Source organism: Paractinoplanes toevensis (assembly GCF_018332695.1).
Lineage (GTDB): Bacteria > Actinomycetota > Actinomycetes > Mycobacteriales > Micromonosporaceae > Actinoplanes > Actinoplanes toevensis.
In genome coordinates, this window is sequence record NZ_BOQN01000118.1 from 124066 (window position 1) to 139036 (window position 14971).

General features: G+C 68.8%; 12 protein-coding genes. 6 read left to right on the forward strand and 6 right to left on the reverse strand.

The genetic code is table 11. From position 1 onward, the window contains the following. The first annotated feature begins 39 nt into the window (after positions 1-39). Positions 40-381, forward strand: a complete 342-nt coding sequence (locus Ato02nite_RS41195; RefSeq protein WP_213012125.1) for an RNA polymerase-binding protein RbpA — start codon at positions 40-42, stop codon at positions 379-381. Between the two features lie 109 nt (positions 382-490). Here Ato02nite_RS41195 and Ato02nite_RS41200 read toward each other — a convergent pair whose 3' ends face one another. The 6 genes from Ato02nite_RS41200 to tkt all read right to left on the reverse strand — a co-directional run bounded on the left by Ato02nite_RS41200 (position 491) and on the right by tkt (position 10120). Continuing rightward, positions 491-3409, reverse strand: coding sequence for a tetratricopeptide repeat protein (locus Ato02nite_RS41200; RefSeq protein ID WP_213012126.1), 2919 nt, complete (start codon positions 3407-3409; stop codon positions 491-493). Between the two features lie 101 nt (positions 3410-3510). Further along, positions 3511-4236 (reverse strand): 6-phosphogluconolactonase, encoded by a 726-nt coding sequence (gene pgl, locus Ato02nite_RS41205; protein ID WP_213012127.1) that lies wholly within the window; start codon positions 4234-4236, stop codon positions 3511-3513. Positions 4237-4300: 64 nt separating this feature from the next. Then, positions 4301-5317, reverse strand: a complete 1017-nt coding sequence (locus tag Ato02nite_RS41210) for a glucose-6-phosphate dehydrogenase assembly protein OpcA (protein ID WP_213012128.1) — start codon at positions 5315-5317, stop codon at positions 4301-4303. Continuing rightward, positions 5314-6831: a glucose-6-phosphate dehydrogenase gene (gene zwf, locus Ato02nite_RS41215; protein ID WP_213012129.1), complete on the reverse strand. Its 1518-nt coding sequence runs from the start codon at positions 6829-6831 to the stop codon at positions 5314-5316. Before zwf ends, Ato02nite_RS41210 begins: the two co-directional genes overlap by 4 nt. An 87-nt stretch (positions 6832-6918) precedes the next feature. Further along, a complete protein-coding gene (gene tal / locus Ato02nite_RS41220) occupies positions 6919-8055 on the reverse strand; it encodes a transaldolase (RefSeq protein ID WP_213012130.1) in 1137 nt (378 codons plus the stop codon). Positions 8056-8065: 10 nt separating this feature from the next. Then, on the reverse strand, positions 8066-10120 hold the full coding sequence (gene tkt, locus Ato02nite_RS41225) for a transketolase (protein WP_246608025.1): 2055 nt from the start codon (positions 10118-10120) through the stop codon (positions 8066-8068). 328 nt (positions 10121-10448) lie between these two features. On the opposite strand from tkt, the gene Ato02nite_RS41230 reads away from it, so the two are divergent. From Ato02nite_RS41230 to Ato02nite_RS41250, 5 genes are all read left to right on the forward strand, one after another. Further along, complete coding sequence (locus Ato02nite_RS41230) at positions 10449-11390, forward strand: heme o synthase (protein WP_213012132.1); 942 nt, start codon at positions 10449-10451, stop codon at positions 11388-11390. Positions 11391-11573: 183 nt separating this feature from the next. Beyond that, positions 11574-11867 carry a hypothetical protein gene (locus Ato02nite_RS41235; protein ID WP_203807806.1) on the forward strand — a complete coding sequence of 98 codons (294 nt, stop codon included), beginning with the start codon at positions 11574-11576 and terminating at the stop codon, positions 11865-11867. Continuing rightward, a complete protein-coding gene (locus tag Ato02nite_RS41240) occupies positions 11831-12778 on the forward strand; it encodes an ATP-grasp domain-containing protein (RefSeq protein ID WP_438873111.1) in 948 nt (315 codons plus the stop codon). The genes Ato02nite_RS41235 and Ato02nite_RS41240 overlap by 37 nt, the downstream gene beginning before the upstream one ends. A gap of 634 nt (positions 12779-13412) precedes the next feature. Further along, the gene (locus tag Ato02nite_RS41245) at positions 13413-13970 is read left to right on the forward strand and encodes a PadR family transcriptional regulator (RefSeq protein ID WP_213012133.1); all 558 of its coding nucleotides are present in this window, start codon (positions 13413-13415) and stop codon (positions 13968-13970) included. Then, a complete protein-coding gene (locus Ato02nite_RS41250; protein ID WP_213012134.1) occupies positions 13967-14941 on the forward strand; it encodes a class III extradiol ring-cleavage dioxygenase family protein in 975 nt (324 codons plus the stop codon). Before Ato02nite_RS41245 ends, Ato02nite_RS41250 begins: the two co-directional genes overlap by 4 nt. The last annotated feature ends 30 nt before the right edge of the window (positions 14942-14971 follow it).

Sequence of the window (14971 nt, forward strand, 5' to 3'; positions counted from 1 at the left end):
GGCCGAGTCATCTATCGCCTCGAGACAGGAGTGACATCCGTGTCCAGCGGCAGTGCGATCCGCGGCAGCCGTGTCGGGTCCAGCCCGATGCGCCCCGACGAGCGCAGCGAGCCCGCCCCGCGCCGAGAAGTCATGTACTTCTGCGCGGCCGGCCACGCCAGCCTGATCAAGTTCGCGGCCGAGGCCCCCGCGCCCGACACGTGGGACTGCCCGCGCTGCGGGCAGCCGGCCGGCCTCGACGGGGAGAACCCGCCCGGCCGGCTGCGCGCCGAGCCGTACAAGTCGCACCTGGCCTACGTCAAGGAGCGCCGCACCGACGAGGACGGGGCGAAGATCCTCGCCGAGGCGCTCGCCAAGGTGCGCCAGCGCCGCGGCGAGTGACGTGAACCAGGTGCTCGGGATCGTCTTGATGCCGCTCGCCGGCATCGAGCGGTCCACGGCTTCGTCGGATCGCTGAAGGGCGTTCGCTGGACAAGCGCGGGCTTGTTCTTCAGCGATTCCGACGATGAGGGCCTGGCAAAAGGGCAGATCTCCAGCCGCGCTGCCGCACCCCACGATTACGAAGTACCCCGGTGAGGTTCGCGCGTGTTTTCCGCACGTCCGGGTGGGTCTCGCCGAGCAGCTCGGTCTGCGCTGTCAGCACCTCTCGGAGTTGCTGTTCCGACTCGGCCAGTCGGCCCTGTGCCTGCCAGACCAACGCCCGGTTGTGCTTCGTGGCGAGGGCCGACGGGTTGGTGCTTCCCAGCGTGTCCTCCTGCCGACGCAGCACGTCGGTGAAGATTTGGTCAGCCTCCTGCAGGTTTCCCTGAGACCTGAGCGCCTGAGCGAGATTGTGCCGGGTGGTCAGCGTGCGCGGATGATTCTCGCCGAGAACCCGTATGCGGTCCCGGACAAGTTCACGCAGCAGCTCTTCCGCCTCGCGCCACCGACCTTCCTCATTCCTCAACCAGGCGATGTTGCCCCGGGTGGTCAGCGTGTCCGGGTGGTCCGGGCCCAGCCGAGCCTGCCGCTTTCGCAACACGATGTCGAAGAGTGCATACGAGTCGGCGTATTTGCCTTGAAGGAGAAGCACCCAGGCGATGTTGGCCTGAGTCGCGAGCGTGTGGGGATGGTCCTTGCCCAGTCGATCGATCTGGTCGCTCAGCACCGACCGCAGTTGCCGCTCGGCCCCTGAGTAGTCACCGCTGAGGTGGACCAGCCAGGCCAGGTTGTGCCTGGTGATCAGGGTGTTCGGATGGGTCTCACCCAATCGCAGTCGGCGCTCGGCGAGAACCTTCTGGAACAGTGTCGTCGCACCGTCAACGTCACCCTGTGCCTGGCGGGCGTATGCGAGGGCATGCAGCGTGGAAAGAGTGTCCGGATGGGTGGGACCGAGTCGTTGGTTCCGGTCACTGAGAACCTCGCGAAGAAGCTGTTCCGCCTCGACAAACTTGCCGGTTGCGTGCAGCACGGAGGCAAGGTCGTGCCGAACGGACATCGCGGCTGGGTGGTTGTCACCGAAGCGGCGGACTCGCCGGTCGAGAACGCCCCGTAGCATGCTTTCCGCCTGCTCGATATGCCCCTGTGCCTGGAGCGCCAGGCCCAGGTGATGCATGGTGGACAAGGCTGCCGCAGTGTTCTCCTCATTCGCACTGAGGTTCTGTACATGCAACCGGTAAGCCTCGCTGAAGTCTCCGCAGTCGAATTGGACCAGCGCGAGATCGTGGCGAGCGCGGAGTAGAAGGGCCGTCTGGTCGCCGCCGGCACCTTCCGCCGCAGCGGCCGCCTGCGCTGCCAGGCTTCGAGCGACGGTGTAGAGACCGAACATGCGTAGCTGGCGGACTATGGGCGCGATCGCGTCAAGAACGTTTCGTAACCCACCGCCGTCGGCGAGTTCCACGCGCTCGAGGAGCGCCGACGCATGCGGCACCAGAAGTTGCCAGACCGGCCAATGTTCGGGATCGCTTGCGTCGAGTCCGTCACATGCCTCGCGAAGAGCCGACGCTGCCGCGACCAGCAGCAGGGTCGCGTTCTCCCCTTCCTCGGTGAGCCGGAGTAGTGAAACTTCCGCGACCAGCGGGTGTATGGCGACTACGTCGATTTCCTTGTACGCCGACCGCTCATCGTCCAGCGGTTGAAGGAGGCCGAACTTCTTCAGGCCGCTGAGCGCTCGAAACTGGACGTCGTGCGCATCATCCGGATTGTTGGTAAGGAGGCCTGCGCGGTGCAGTACCCGCCAGTCGGCGAGCTCGACGGGGATCGGTTGTCCGGCCGAGAACATGGACAGGTATCTCAGAAGTCGTCGCGCGTGGGTGTTGCCGTGGGCTTCCAGCGCGGCCAGCGAAACCTCCCAGGTGTGGAAGACCTGCTGTTCGGCTTCACCGCCCTCCGTTCTCGCCGCGATGTCCACGATGCGGACGGACTCGTTGTCGAGTATCCGGAGATAGCGTTTCAGATCGCTGTCCGCGACTCCGCTACCCAGATATCGGCCGGCGAGGTGCAGCGCTAGGGGTAGTCGGCCCAACCTCTTGGCGACCTCCTCGGCATCGCTGGCAGCAGAGGCGGCACGCCGAGGAATGCGGTCGAGCAGTAGCGCCGCCGCGTCGGTAAGGGAGAGCGGCGGGAGGGGTACGACCTCGGCCTCGCGCCCCCAGGCTTCGTTTTCAACGACTCGGCTGGTCACCAGGACGAATGCATTTTCTCCGCGTACCAGGGCGGTGTGGCCGTCGGGGGCGAGGAGCGCGGGATCATCGGCGCCGTCGATCACCAGAACGTACGGCTCTTCGTACTGCATCAATGCATGCCAGGCGACCTCAACAGCGCCCAGTTCCCGGGATCGTTGGACGGCTGCGTCCGGCGCCCCCGCAGCGGACGCGACCGCGAGCATGCCCTCGACGTACGACTGCGGACTCCGCGCCCGGATCCACCAGACGGTGACATGCTCTCTCGTCATGCTGGCGGCGAACGCGAGCGCGACCGTCGTCTTCCCGCAGCCGCCCAGTCCGGTAAGAATGTGCACTCGTTTCGAGCAGCCACGGCGGTGCTGGGCCAGCCAGGTCATCTGCTCGTCGCGGCCCCGTAGAGGGGGAAGGTCTCCGGTTGGCGGTCGAATGTGACCGCTGCCCGTGGGCGACGCCGTCATTGGCAGGTCGGCCGCGGCCTGGAGCGGAACGTTGGCGTGAGTATGCCTGTTGCCGGGCCGCCGATCACGGCGCCACACGTAGGCCGCGAAGAGTGCCGAAGCCAACGTGAAGACCAGGTAGCCGAGCCAGGGATGGTTTCGGACTGGTGCGACGATGGCCGGCAGCCGGGAGGTGTCGGCCATCGTCGCGAGTTGCAGGGCCAGCGCGGCCAGATTGGCCACCACCGGGCTGAGAACCACGACGAGAATCGTCAGGCGGTCCTTGCGTTGGCGGCTGTTCGTCGACACGGGTTCTGCCCCTCCGTGCCGGCGTGGGCTAAACGACCGTTTAGATTTTAGTCAGTCGATTCCTCATTTACTAGGAGTAGTTCTTCCACTACTTCTGGCGACTATCGCCGAGCCGGCACGTCGGCCGCCGCGGCCCGGTCGAGCAGCCAGTAGGTCTTGCTGACGCCGGTGGCGTGGGCGGCCGGCTTGGCCTTGTCGCCGCCCAGCGCGGCCCCGACCGAGACGGTCTTGTCCGGGCCCGCGGCGATCAGCCACACCTCGTCGGCCGACTGGATCGTCGGCATGGTCAGCGTGACCCGGTTCGGCGGCGGCTTCGGGCTGTCGTGCACGGCCGCCGTCGTCGTGCCGGTCTCGTTCAGCACCGGGTGGTCGGGGAAGAGCGACGCCACGTGCCCGTCCTCGCCGACGCCCAGCATCAGCACGTCGAACGTCGGCAGCGGGTCACCGAGCTCGGCGGCGTAGGCGAGCGCCGCTGCCTCCGCGCCCTGGCCGCTGTCGGCCGGCATGGCGTGCACCTTCGCCGGGTCCAGCGGCAGCGCGTCGAGCAGCGCGGCACGGGCCTGGGTCTCGTTGCGGTCGGCGTCGCCGGCCGGCAGGAACCGCTCGTCACCCCACCACAGGTCGACCTGCGACCAGTCGATCGCGGCCGCGGCCGGCAGGTCCTTGACGGTCGTCAGGACCTTCGCGGCGATCCGGCCACCGGTCAGCACGACGCTCGCCGTGCCGCGGTCGGCCTGCGCGTCCACGATCTTCGCGACCAGGCGGGACGCGACGGTGGCGGCGAGGACGTCGGCGTCGGGTACCACCACGACCAGGGTCTTGCTCACGTACGCCTCCTATTGCGGAAGGGCCGCCCACCGTGAGGCGGACGGCCCTGCTTGATTGTCGGGGTCAGGCGGCGGTGCCACCGGGGCCGGCCATGGCACCGGCGTCCTCGTCCGCGCGAGCGGCGAGGGCCGGGTCCTTCCAGACGTGCACCCGCATCGGGGCCCGGTGGTCGAGGCCGGTGGCGCCGGCCATCGCACCGAGGGCCTCGGAGTAGATCTGGTCGGCGTCGAGCCGGCGCAGCTCCTCGGCCAGCTCGTCACCGACCGGCCGCTTCGGCAGCGGCATGTAGCGGTCCTCCTGGCCGGTGCGGCTGAACAGCGCCGTGTTCTCCTCGCGGGTCACCCGGACGCAGTCGCCGTTGGCGCACTGCAGCTCCACCGAGTGCATCCGCGGGGAGCGGTCGGAGGGTTCCAGCTTCGGTTCGATGCCGAGGCGGGACTGCAGCCAGCCCTTCATCAGCCAGGCGGTCGGGTCCTTGGCCGGCGCGACGATGGTGGCGCCGGTGACCCGCTCGTCGGTGGTGTCGAACGCGCCGGCCACCAGGGTGCGCCACAGCGTGATGCGGGTCCAGGTGAGGTCGGTGTCGCCGGGTGCGTAGTCGACGGCCCGCTGCTGCAGCGCGGCCACCGGGTCAGGGGACTGCGCGCAGTCGGTGATGCGCCGGTCGGCGACGACGCCCAGGAAGTCGTTGGCGATCGAGTCCGGCGGCTCCTCGTGCCACCAGGTGACCACCGGGACGTCCGGGGCGAGCAGCGGCATGACGACCGACTCGGCGTGCAGGGCGAGACGGCCGTACATCCGCATGACGACCGCCTCGGCCGGGCCGAGCCGGCCACCCACGACGATTTCCGCGTCGAGGCGGCTGCGGCCCTCCAGATCGGAGCGGACCACGATGAGCAGCCGGCAGGGGTGCGCGGAGGCGGCGATGGTCGCGGCCGCCTCGGCCTCCCGGACCTTCTTCTCCTCGACGACGGCGACCAGGGTCAGGGCGAGGCCGGAGGCCACGCCGCCGGCGCTGCGCCGTTCGGCCGCGAGTGCCTTGACGACCTCGTTGCCGGTGGTGTCCCACAAGCCGATCATGCTCGCCTCCAAGCGCGGCCTTCGCGGCCCAGCATCTCGTCGGACGCCCGCGGGCCCCACTCACCGGCGCGGTACGGCTCCGGCTTGGTGTCCGCCCAGGCGGCCTCCAGCGGGTCGATGACCTGCCAGGACTGCTCGATCTCGGCGGCGTCCGGGAACAGCGTCCGGTCGCCGACCAGCACGTCCAGCACCAGTCGTTCGTACGCCTCGGGGCTGGACTCGGTGAACGCCTCGCCGTACTGGAAGTCCATCGCGATGTCGCGGACCTCCATCGTGGTGCCGGGCACCTTGGAACCGAACTTGAGCACCACGCCCTCGTCCGGCTGGACCCGGATGACCAGCTGGTTGTTGCCCAGCATCTCGACGTCGGCCGGGTCGAACGGCAGGTGCGGCGCGCGCTTGAACAGGATCGCGATCTCGGTGACCCGGCGCGGCATGCGCTTGCCGACCCGCACGTAGAACGGGACCTCGGCCCAGCGACGGTTCTGGATGCCCAGCCGGACCGCCGCGTACGTCTCGGTGGTCGAGTCGGGCGGGATGTTCTTCTCCTCGAGATATCCCACGGCCCGCTCGCCGGCCACCCAGCCCGGGAGATATTGACCCCGCACGGAACCCTTGGCGATGTCCTTCGGGATGGCGATCGCCTTCAGGACCTTGAGCTTCTCGGCGCGTACGTCATTGGGGTCGAAGCTTGTCGGTTCTTCCATGGCGACCAGGGCGAGCAGCTGCAGCAGGTGGTTCTGCAGGACGTCACGGGCCGCGCCGGACGCGTCGTAGAACGCGGCCCGGGTGCCGATACCGACGTCCTCGGCCATGGTGATCTGCACGCTGTCCACGTACTTCGAGTTCCACACCGGCTCGAACAGGCTGTTCGCGAAGCGGAGGGCCAGGATGTTCTGGACCGTCTCCTTGCCCAGGTAGTGGTCGATGCGGTAGACGTCCTGCGGGGTGAAGACCTCGTCGACCAGCTGGTTGAGCGAGATGGCGCTCTGCAGGTCGTTACCGAACGGCTTCTCCACCACCACTCGGCGCCAGCCGCCCGACTTGGCGTTGTCGGCCATTCCGGTGCGGGCCAGCTGGTTGAGCACCAGCGGGAAAGCGGCCGGCGGGATGGAGAAGTAGAAGGCGGCGTTGCCCGGGATGCCGTTGCGCTGGCGCAGGTCGTCGAGCGTCTCGGCCAGACTGTCGAACGCGGCGTCGTCGTCGAACGAGCCGGGCACGAACTGGAACTGGCTGGCGAGTCGCTGCCAGACGTCCTCGCGCCACGGGGTTCGGGCGCCCTTCTTCGCCGCTTCCAGAGCCAGGGACTCGAAGTCGCCGTCACCCCAGTCGCGGCGGGCGAAGCCCAGGACCACGAAACCGGGCGGCAGCAGACCGCGGTTGGCCAAGTCGTAGACGGCCGGGATGAGCTTCTTTCGGGACAGGTCACCGGTGACTCCGAAGATCACCAGAGCGCACGGCTCCGGGATGCGCGGGAGCCTGCGGTCCTGTGCGGTACGCAGCGGATTGCCCACGTGGTCCATCCTGCCAGTTATCGGTGTCGTGCAGGTGAAGTACGCCGGGGCCCGCCTCGTAGTCTTCGGCGGGCCCCGGCGGAGAAATCAGGCTGCGTCGCTCGGGCTGTCCGAGCCCTTGGCCGCCGCCTTCAGCGACTTGCTGACGCCGTCGAGCAGTTCCTTCCAGCTGGCCTCGAACTTGTCGACGCCCTCGTCCTCGAGGACCTTCACGACGTCGTTGAAGTCGATGCCCACACCGGCCAGGTCGTTGAAGACCTTCTTGGCAGCGTCGAACGAGCCGCTGACGGTGTCGCCACGGGTGTCACCGTGGTCCTCGTACGCGAAGATCACGGACTCCGGCATGGTGTTGACCGTCCCGGGGGCGATCAGCTCCTCGACGTAGATCGTGTCCTTGAACTCGGGGTTCTTCGTCGAGGTGGACGCCCACAGCGGACGCTGCGGGTGCGCGCCGGCCTTCTCCAGGGTCTTCCAGCGGTCAGTGCCGAAGACCTCGGTGTACGCCTCGTACGCCAGCTGGGCGTTGGCGATGGCCGCCTTGCCCTTGAGCGCCTTGGCCTCGTCGCTGCCGATCTTGTCGAGCCGCTTGTCCACCTCGGTGTCCACCCGGGAGACGAAGAACGACGCCACCGAACCGATCTTGGCGAGGTCGTGGCCGTTCAGCTTGGCCTGCTCGAGGCCGGCCAGGAACGCCTCCATGACCGCGCGGTAGCGGTCCAGCGAGAAGATCAGCGTCACGTTCACGCTGATGCCGGCGGCCAGGGTCGCCGTGATCGCCGGCAGGCCCGCGAGGGTGGCCGGGATCTTGATGTACAGGTTTTCCCGGTCGACGAGCCACCACAGCGTCTTGGCCTCGGCCACGGTGCTGTCGGTCTCGTGCGCCTTGCGCGGGTCGACCTCGATGGAGACGCGGCCGTCGACGCCCTTGGACGCGTCGTACGCGGGACGCATCACGTCACACGCGGCCCGCACGTCCTTGGCCGTCATCAGGCGCACGGCCTCCTCGACCGTGACCTTCTGCGCCGCGAGGTCCTTGAGCTGCTCGTCGTAGGCGTCCGCGTCGGACAGCGCCTTCTGGAAGATGCTCGGGTTGGTGGTCACGCCGACCACGTGCTGGTCAACGCGCAGTTTCTCCAGCGAACCAGTGGTCAGGCGGACACGGGAGAGATCGTCGAGCCATACCGCCACACCCTGGGCGGAGAGCTCGGCCAGCCTGTCGGTCATCGCGTACTCCTCAGTTTCCGGTCTTGTGACCGGTGATCGCGCCGACCTTGGCCAGGGCGGCGTTGGCCTTTGCCACCACGTTGTCCGCGGTGAAGCCGAACTGCTCGAAAAGGATCTTGGCGGGCGCGCTGGCGCCGTAGTGCTCGATGCTGACCGGCTCGCCCGCATCTCCAAGGATGCGGTCCCAGCTCATCCGGATGCCAGCCTCGACCGTCACACGTGCCTTTACCCCGCGCGGCAGGACTTCCTCCTGGTAGGCCTTGTCCTGTTCGTAGAACCACTCCTGGCAGGGCATCGACACGACCCGGGTGGGGGTGCCCTGCGCCTCGAGGCGCTCCTGGGCGGCGAGGCAGTGCTGCACCTCGGAACCGGTGCCGATGAGGATCACGCTGGGCTGGCCGCCGGACGCGTCGGAGAGGATGTAGCCGCCCTTGAGGGTGCCCTCGGCCGACGCGTACTTGTCGCGGTCGATGGTCGGCAGGTTCTGCCGGGACAGCGCGAGCGCGGTCGGCCGGTCGGTGTGCTCGAGAGCACCACGCCAGGCCCAGGCGGTCTCGTTGGCATCGGCCGGGCGGACCACGTCGAGGCCGACGATGGCGCGCAGCGCGGAGATCGTCTCGATCGGCTGGTGCGTCGGGCCGTCCTCGCCGAGACCGATCGAGTCGTGCGTCCACACGTAGATGACCGGCAGCTTCATCAGCGCGGACAGCCGGACGGCACCGCGCATGTAGTCGCTGAACACCAGGAACGTCGCGCCGTACGGGCGGGTGCCGCCGTGCACGGTGATGCCGTTGAGGATCGAGCCCATGCCGTGCTCGCGGATGCCGAAGTGCAGCGTGCGGCCGTACTCGTTACCGGGGAACGCCTTCGTCGCGTACTCCGACGGGATGAAGGACGGCTCACCCTTCATCGTGGTGTTGTTGCTCTCGGCCAGGTCGGCCGAGCCGCCCCACAGCTCCGGCAGCACCGGCGCGAGCGCGTCGAGCACCTTGCCGGACGCGGCGCGAGTGGCGATGCCCTTGTCGTCGGCCGGGAAGACCGGCACGGCGTCGAACCAGTTGTCCGGCAGCTTGCGCGCCTCGACCCGGTCGAACAGCTTCTTGCCCTCGGCGTTGGCCTTGGCCCAGGCGTCGAACGCCTTCTGCCACTCGGCGTGCGCCGCGCGGCCCCGCTCGGAGACCTCACGGGCGTGGGCGAGCACGTCCTCGGCGACCGCGAACGACTCGTTCGGGTCCCAGCCGAGGACCTTCTTGGTCGCGGCGACCTCGTCGGCGCCCAGCGCCGAGCCGTGGATCTTACCGGTGTTCTGCTTGTTCGGGGCGGGCCAGCCGATGATGGTCTTGAGGACGATGAACGTCGGCCGGTCGGTCACCTTGTGCCCGGCCTGGATCGCCTTGTAGAGGGCCTCGACGTCCTCGTGGTAGTCGCCCTTGGCCGGGTCGCCCTTGCGCCAGTCGACGTGCCGCACGTCCCAGCCGTAGGCGGCGTACCGCGCGCCGACGTCCTCGTTCTTGGCGATCCGGGTGTCGTCCTCGATGGAGATCTCGTTGTCGTCGTAGATCACCGTGAGGTTGCCGAGCTTCTGCACGCCGGCGATGGCGCTCGACTCGTGGCTGACGCCCTCTTCGATATCGCCGTCCGAGCACAGTGCGTAAACCTGGTGGTCGAACACGGAGTTACCGGGGTCGGCGTCCGGGTCGAACAGGCCGCGCTCGCGGCGGGCGGCCATCGCCATGCCCACCGCGTTGCCGATGCCCTGTCCGAGCGGGCCGGTGGTGATCTCGACGCCGGGGGTGTGGCCGTACTCCGGGTGGCCCGGGGTCAGCGAGTCCCACTGGCGCAGGTGTTGCAGGTCGTCCAGCGACAGACCGTAACCGGAGAGGTAGAGCTGAATGTAGAGGGTAAGGCTGGAGTGCCCACAGGAGAGCACGAAGCGGTCACGCCCGGCCCAGTGCGGATCGGTCGGGTCGTGCCGCATGACCCGGTTGAACAGCAGGTAGGCGGCCGGTGCGAGGCTCATCGCGGTGCCGGGATGGCCGTTGCCGGACTTCTCGACGGCGTCCATGGCCAGCACCCGGACGGTGTCCACCGCTTTGCGGTCGAGGTCGGACCAATTGAGAGCAGGATCTGTGGCAGCCACGTCGGTTGTGCTCCTCGGGGCATGAATTAGGAACCCTTTTGAGGTTGACCCTATCCACTTGCCGTAAACCTGCGCCGGGGGAACGCCTCAGGCCCATACGCTGAGAGCGGACATGCCACATGTGACGCTTTGCACCGGCGCTGGGTCGCCGGAGCTGCACATTCGGCTGAGCGTAGGCTGTCCCAGCGTGCCGCCGGCTGGCGCCGGCAACGGTCGTGAGTTGGCTAGTGCCGATGCCGGAAGGTGGCAGTCCGTGAGCATGATCACCGAGCGTCCCATCACCTCACGGGCGCCCGGCGTCAAGGAGCGCACCGAAACCCGGCGAGATCGAGCCGCCGTCTTCCGCGCCTACCTCGCGCTGACCAAGCCGCAGATCGTCGAGCTGCTCCTGGTGACCACGGTGCCGGCCCTGATGCTCGCCGCCGGTGGCTGGCCCGACCTGCGCACTCTCGCGGTCGTCCTGATCGGCGGGGCCCTCGCGGGCGGCGCGGCCAGCGCGCTGAACTGCTACATCGACCGCGACATCGACGAGCTGATGCGGCGCACCAAGCGGCGTCCGCTGCCCGCACACAGCGTGACCCCCCGGGCCGTGCTGATCTTCGGTCTCACCCTCGCGGTGATCTCGGTCGCGCTGATGGCGGTCTTCACCAACTGGCTCGCCACCGCCCTGACCGCGGGCGCCATCTTCTACTACGACGTCATCTACACGCTCTGGTTGAAGCGGCGCACGCCGGCCAACACGTTCTGGGGCGGCGTCTGCGGCGCGGCCCCGGTGATCATCGGATGGGCCGCGGTGACCGGCACGGTGGCCCCGCTCGGATGGGCGCTTTTCGCGGTTGTGTTCTTTTGGCAGATGCCGCACTTCTATGCGCTCGCCATCAAGTACAAGGACGACTACGCCCGCGCCGGCATCCCGATGCTGCCTGTGGTCCGCTCGGCCGGCCGGGTCAACTTCGAGATCGTGCTCTACACCGTGCTCACCGTGGTGGCCTCGCTCGCGGCCTGGCCGCTCGGTCTGGGCCCGATCTACGGCATCACCGCGATCATCACGGGCGCCTTCTTCCTCGGCGAGGCCTTCCTGTTGGTCAACCGCACCCGCAAGGGCGGCCCGATCAAGCCGATGCGCCTCTTCCACTGGTCCATCACGTACCTGACGATCCTCTTCATCGCCGTCGCGGTCGACGCGCTCATTTGAGCGAAATGACCGTTTTAAAGGTTACGGTTGGTCATCCCATCGATGGAAACCTGTTGATGCGGGCAATTCGGGCGCAATTGGTGCATAGCAATGAGTCCACCAGGTAAACGTCCTGGTTATTGTCATCACAAAATGCAACAGGTGGTGCTTGCTTCCACAGGGAACGTGCTTAGGCTGCCCGTCATGGCTCAAGGTTCCGATACGACACTGACTGCGGGGATCAAATCCTTCGCCGCCGGCCACGGCGGCGCGAAGGCGGTCATCGAGTACGTCGGCAAGCGTGGTGCCCGCATCGTCCTCGTCGGCCAGGACGGCGAGTGGTCCGACCAGTTCGCCGATGGCACCGACGTCGCCCGCCAGGCATGTGAGAACGCCGGCGTAGAGATTGAGAACGAGTGGGAGCGCGAGCTCCTGGAGCAGATGCGCCCCAGCAACGACCTTTGGCGCTCGATGTCGCGCCGGAGCATGGCCCGCTGATCTTGTCCCCGTCCACTTCAACCCAGGCGACCCGGGAGTCCTCCCGGGTCGCTCTCGTTACCTGCGGCCTCTTTCCGTCCCTCTGGGACGACGACCACCCGCTGCGGGATGCCCTGCTGGCCAAGGGAGTCGCGGTCGACGCGGTCCGCTGGGACGATCCGGCCGCCGACTGGGCGTCCTATCAGGCCGTCGTCCTGCGCTCCCCGTGGGACTACGTTCCCCGCCGGGCCGAGTTCGTGGCCTGGGCCCACTCGGTGCCCGGCCTGCTGAACCCCGCCGCGGTCGTCGAATGGAACACCGACAAGCGTTACCTGCACGAGCTGGCCGAGGCCGGCGCTCCGGTCACCCCCACGACCTATGTGTCTCCCGGTGAGACCTGGCAGCCGCCGTCCGGCGGCGAGTGGGTGGTCAAGCCGACCATCAGCGCCGGAAGCCAGGACACCGGCCGCTACGCGCTGCCGTCCCAGCTGGAGCTGGCCGAGGCGCATGTGGCCAGACTGACGTCGCTGGGCCGCACCGCGATGATCCAGCCGTACCTCTCCGCCGTGGACACCGCCGGCGAGACGGCCCTGCTGTACTTCGCCGACCCGTCGTCCGGCACGCTCACCTTCAGCCACGCGGCCCGCAAGGGCCCCATGCTCACCGGCCCCGACGAGGGCAAGATCGACCCCGGCAGCGAGGACATCACCGCCCGCAGCGCGTCCCCGGCCGAGCTGGAGACCGCCGAGCGGGTGCTGGCCGCCATCCCCGAGCGCTTCCGCGACCTCCTCTACGCCCGGGTGGACGTGATCCCCGGCCCCGACGGCGTCCCGCTCTTGGTCGAGCTGGAGCTGACCGAGCCCTCACTCTTCCTGCGCACGTCCCCGGCCGCCGCCCTTCGGCTGGCCGAGGCGATCCGCACCCGCCTTTAGAGGTACGGGCGCCCCCGCCCGCCCAACCCACGCAGTCCCGCCGAGCAGCGCGACCACCGCGCGGCAAAGGCCGCAGCGCGCCTCTCGCGCAACTGCACGCCGCCCCCCACGTGCGCCCTGCGCGGTCCGCGCGATCTTGTGGATCTGCTGCTCGGAGCGAACGGAAAATCGACATCCTCGGCGCGGTGGGCGGACCGGCGCGAGCTGCGTTTACCCGCGTCTCTTCAGGCGTGCCCGGCGGGCGTCGGGTGGGTTATCCACAGGCTCGAATTTTCTTCTTCGTTGATCGCTGCGGCCCGGCAGGCTGGGTGCAGTTCCTCAGCGGGTGGCCGGCCGCCCGCCGACGGGACGAGTGCCATGGCCACTGACCGTTGTCCGCAGCAGAGCCCGCCGCCGTAGCGCGCGGCGGTCGGCTCAGAAAGGAGTGAGGCCTCACGACAGCCTCGAGATAGTGCGTGGTGGCCGCTTCCGTCTCCCGAAGCGGCTGCCGTCCTCAACCGGCCCGGCATCCGGGGGTGCCGTTCGCCGCCCTGACCAAGCGGCGTCTGGTCCGTCTGCCTCCCGGCAACGCCATACGCCGGGCCGGTTGAGGCTCCGCTTGCCACTTAGATGTATACGTCTATAGGCTCACGCCATGCCACTGGATGCAACGCGGAACGGGTTCGTTCTGCCGATGTTGGGACTGCTGGTGGAGTCACCGGCACACGCGTACGACGTGGCGAGCCGGCTCGCGGGGCGATATCCGCAGTTGGCCGTCACCCGCAGCAGCGTGACGACGCTGTTGAAGTCCCTGGCCGACGCCGGCCTGGTCCAGGCCGGGGAGCCCGAGCGGGTCGGTCGCCGCCCGGCCCGGACGGTCTACGAGCTTTCGCCGGCGGGGCTGGAGCTGTTCCGTGAGCGCGTGGAGGAGGGGCTGCGGGACGGGACGCCGGCCTCGACCGGGTTCCTCACCGCTCTCGCCTATCTGGGGATTCTGCCCCGGTCGGTGGCGGCGGGGGTGCTCGGCGGGCGGGTCGAGCGGCTGCGGCGGGAGCTGGACGGGCTGCCGGCGGATCCGCCGGAGCTCGCGGAGATTCAGATGATCGAGGTCGCGTACTGGCGGGAGGTGCTGCGTAACGAGATCGCCTGGCTGTCCACGCTGGCCGAGCGGGTCGAGAGCGGGGACCTCGCCTGGCCGGGGCGGGCATCGTGAAGTACGGGATCTATCCGGGTGGGCGGGCCGGTGTCACCTGCTCGCGGGAGTCGGACCCGCGGCGGGTGGGTGAGCTGGTCGACGAGCTGGGCGGTGGCGGGCCGTTCGTGGTCCGGGAGTACGTGCACTATCTCGGGACCAGGCCGGACCCGGCTGTCGTGGCGTCGATCGGCGCGGCGGGGGAGATGGACGGGCTGACCATGCCCGACGACTGGTATGTGCGGGACGGACGGGAACTCGATCTCGTGGTCAGCTATATCCCGGCGGAGGCGGGCCTTCCGGGGTGGCTCGGGTTTCTGGATCGGGTCATCGAGCGGTATGCGGGGATCACGCGATATCTGCAGATCACCCTCGAACCGAACTTCCCGATCCCGCTCATCGACGGCAGCTCGCCGGGTGTGCTGGAGGCGCTGATCGCGGGGCTGCCGCATGCGCGGCGGGCGCTGGACGCGCGTGGGCACGACGCGGTCCGGGTCGGGTTCTCGGTGGCCGAGCCCGCCGAGTGGCTCGGCGGGGACGACGCGTTCTGGCAGCGGCTGGCCGGGGCGGACCTGTCGGCCGTCGACTACGTGGGGCTGGGGCTCTACCCCGACGCGTTCGGGCCGCCGGTGCCGGTCGAGGGTGTGCGAGCGATGACCGAGCACGCGCTGCGGCACCTGCGGGAGCACAGCCTGCCCACCGCCGGGATTCCGGCCGGTACGCCGATCCACGTCTGCGAGAACGGGTCACCCAGCCTGCCCGGCCGCGACCAGGCCGCCTCGCTCGCGACCATGCTCGCGGTGGTGCATGAGCTGGCGCCGACGCTGAACATCACGCTCTACGAGCTGTTCGCCCTGCGCGACGCGGACACGGCCGGCGGCGAGCCGGTGGGCGCACTGGGCCTGGTCACCGCGGAGTACGAGCGCAAGCCAACCTTCGACCTTTACCGGCGAATCGTGGGCGCCGGGCGCGACGCGCCCGAGCCGGGCTGAGCGTACGGTCCGGGCGCGGCGTGCATGAGG

Excerpts from the sequence above, each read along its gene's own strand:
- Ato02nite_RS41210 (WP_213012128.1), bottom strand. The coding sequence starts at position 5,317 with ATGATCGGCTTGTGGGACACCACCGGCAACGAGGTCGTCAAGGCACTC.
- tal (WP_213012130.1), bottom strand. The coding sequence starts at position 8,055 with ATGACCGACAGGCTGGCCGAGCTCTCCGCCCAGGGTGTGGCGGTATGG.
- tkt (WP_246608025.1), bottom strand. The coding sequence starts at position 10,120 with ATGGACGCCGTCGAGAAGTCCGGCAACGGCCATCCCGGCACCGCGATG.
- Ato02nite_RS41235 (WP_203807806.1), top strand. The coding sequence starts at position 11,574 with ATGGCTCAAGGTTCCGATACGACACTGACTGCGGGGATCAAATCCTTC.
- Ato02nite_RS41245 (WP_213012133.1), top strand. The coding sequence starts at position 13,413 with ATGCCACTGGATGCAACGCGGAACGGGTTCGTTCTGCCGATGTTGGGA.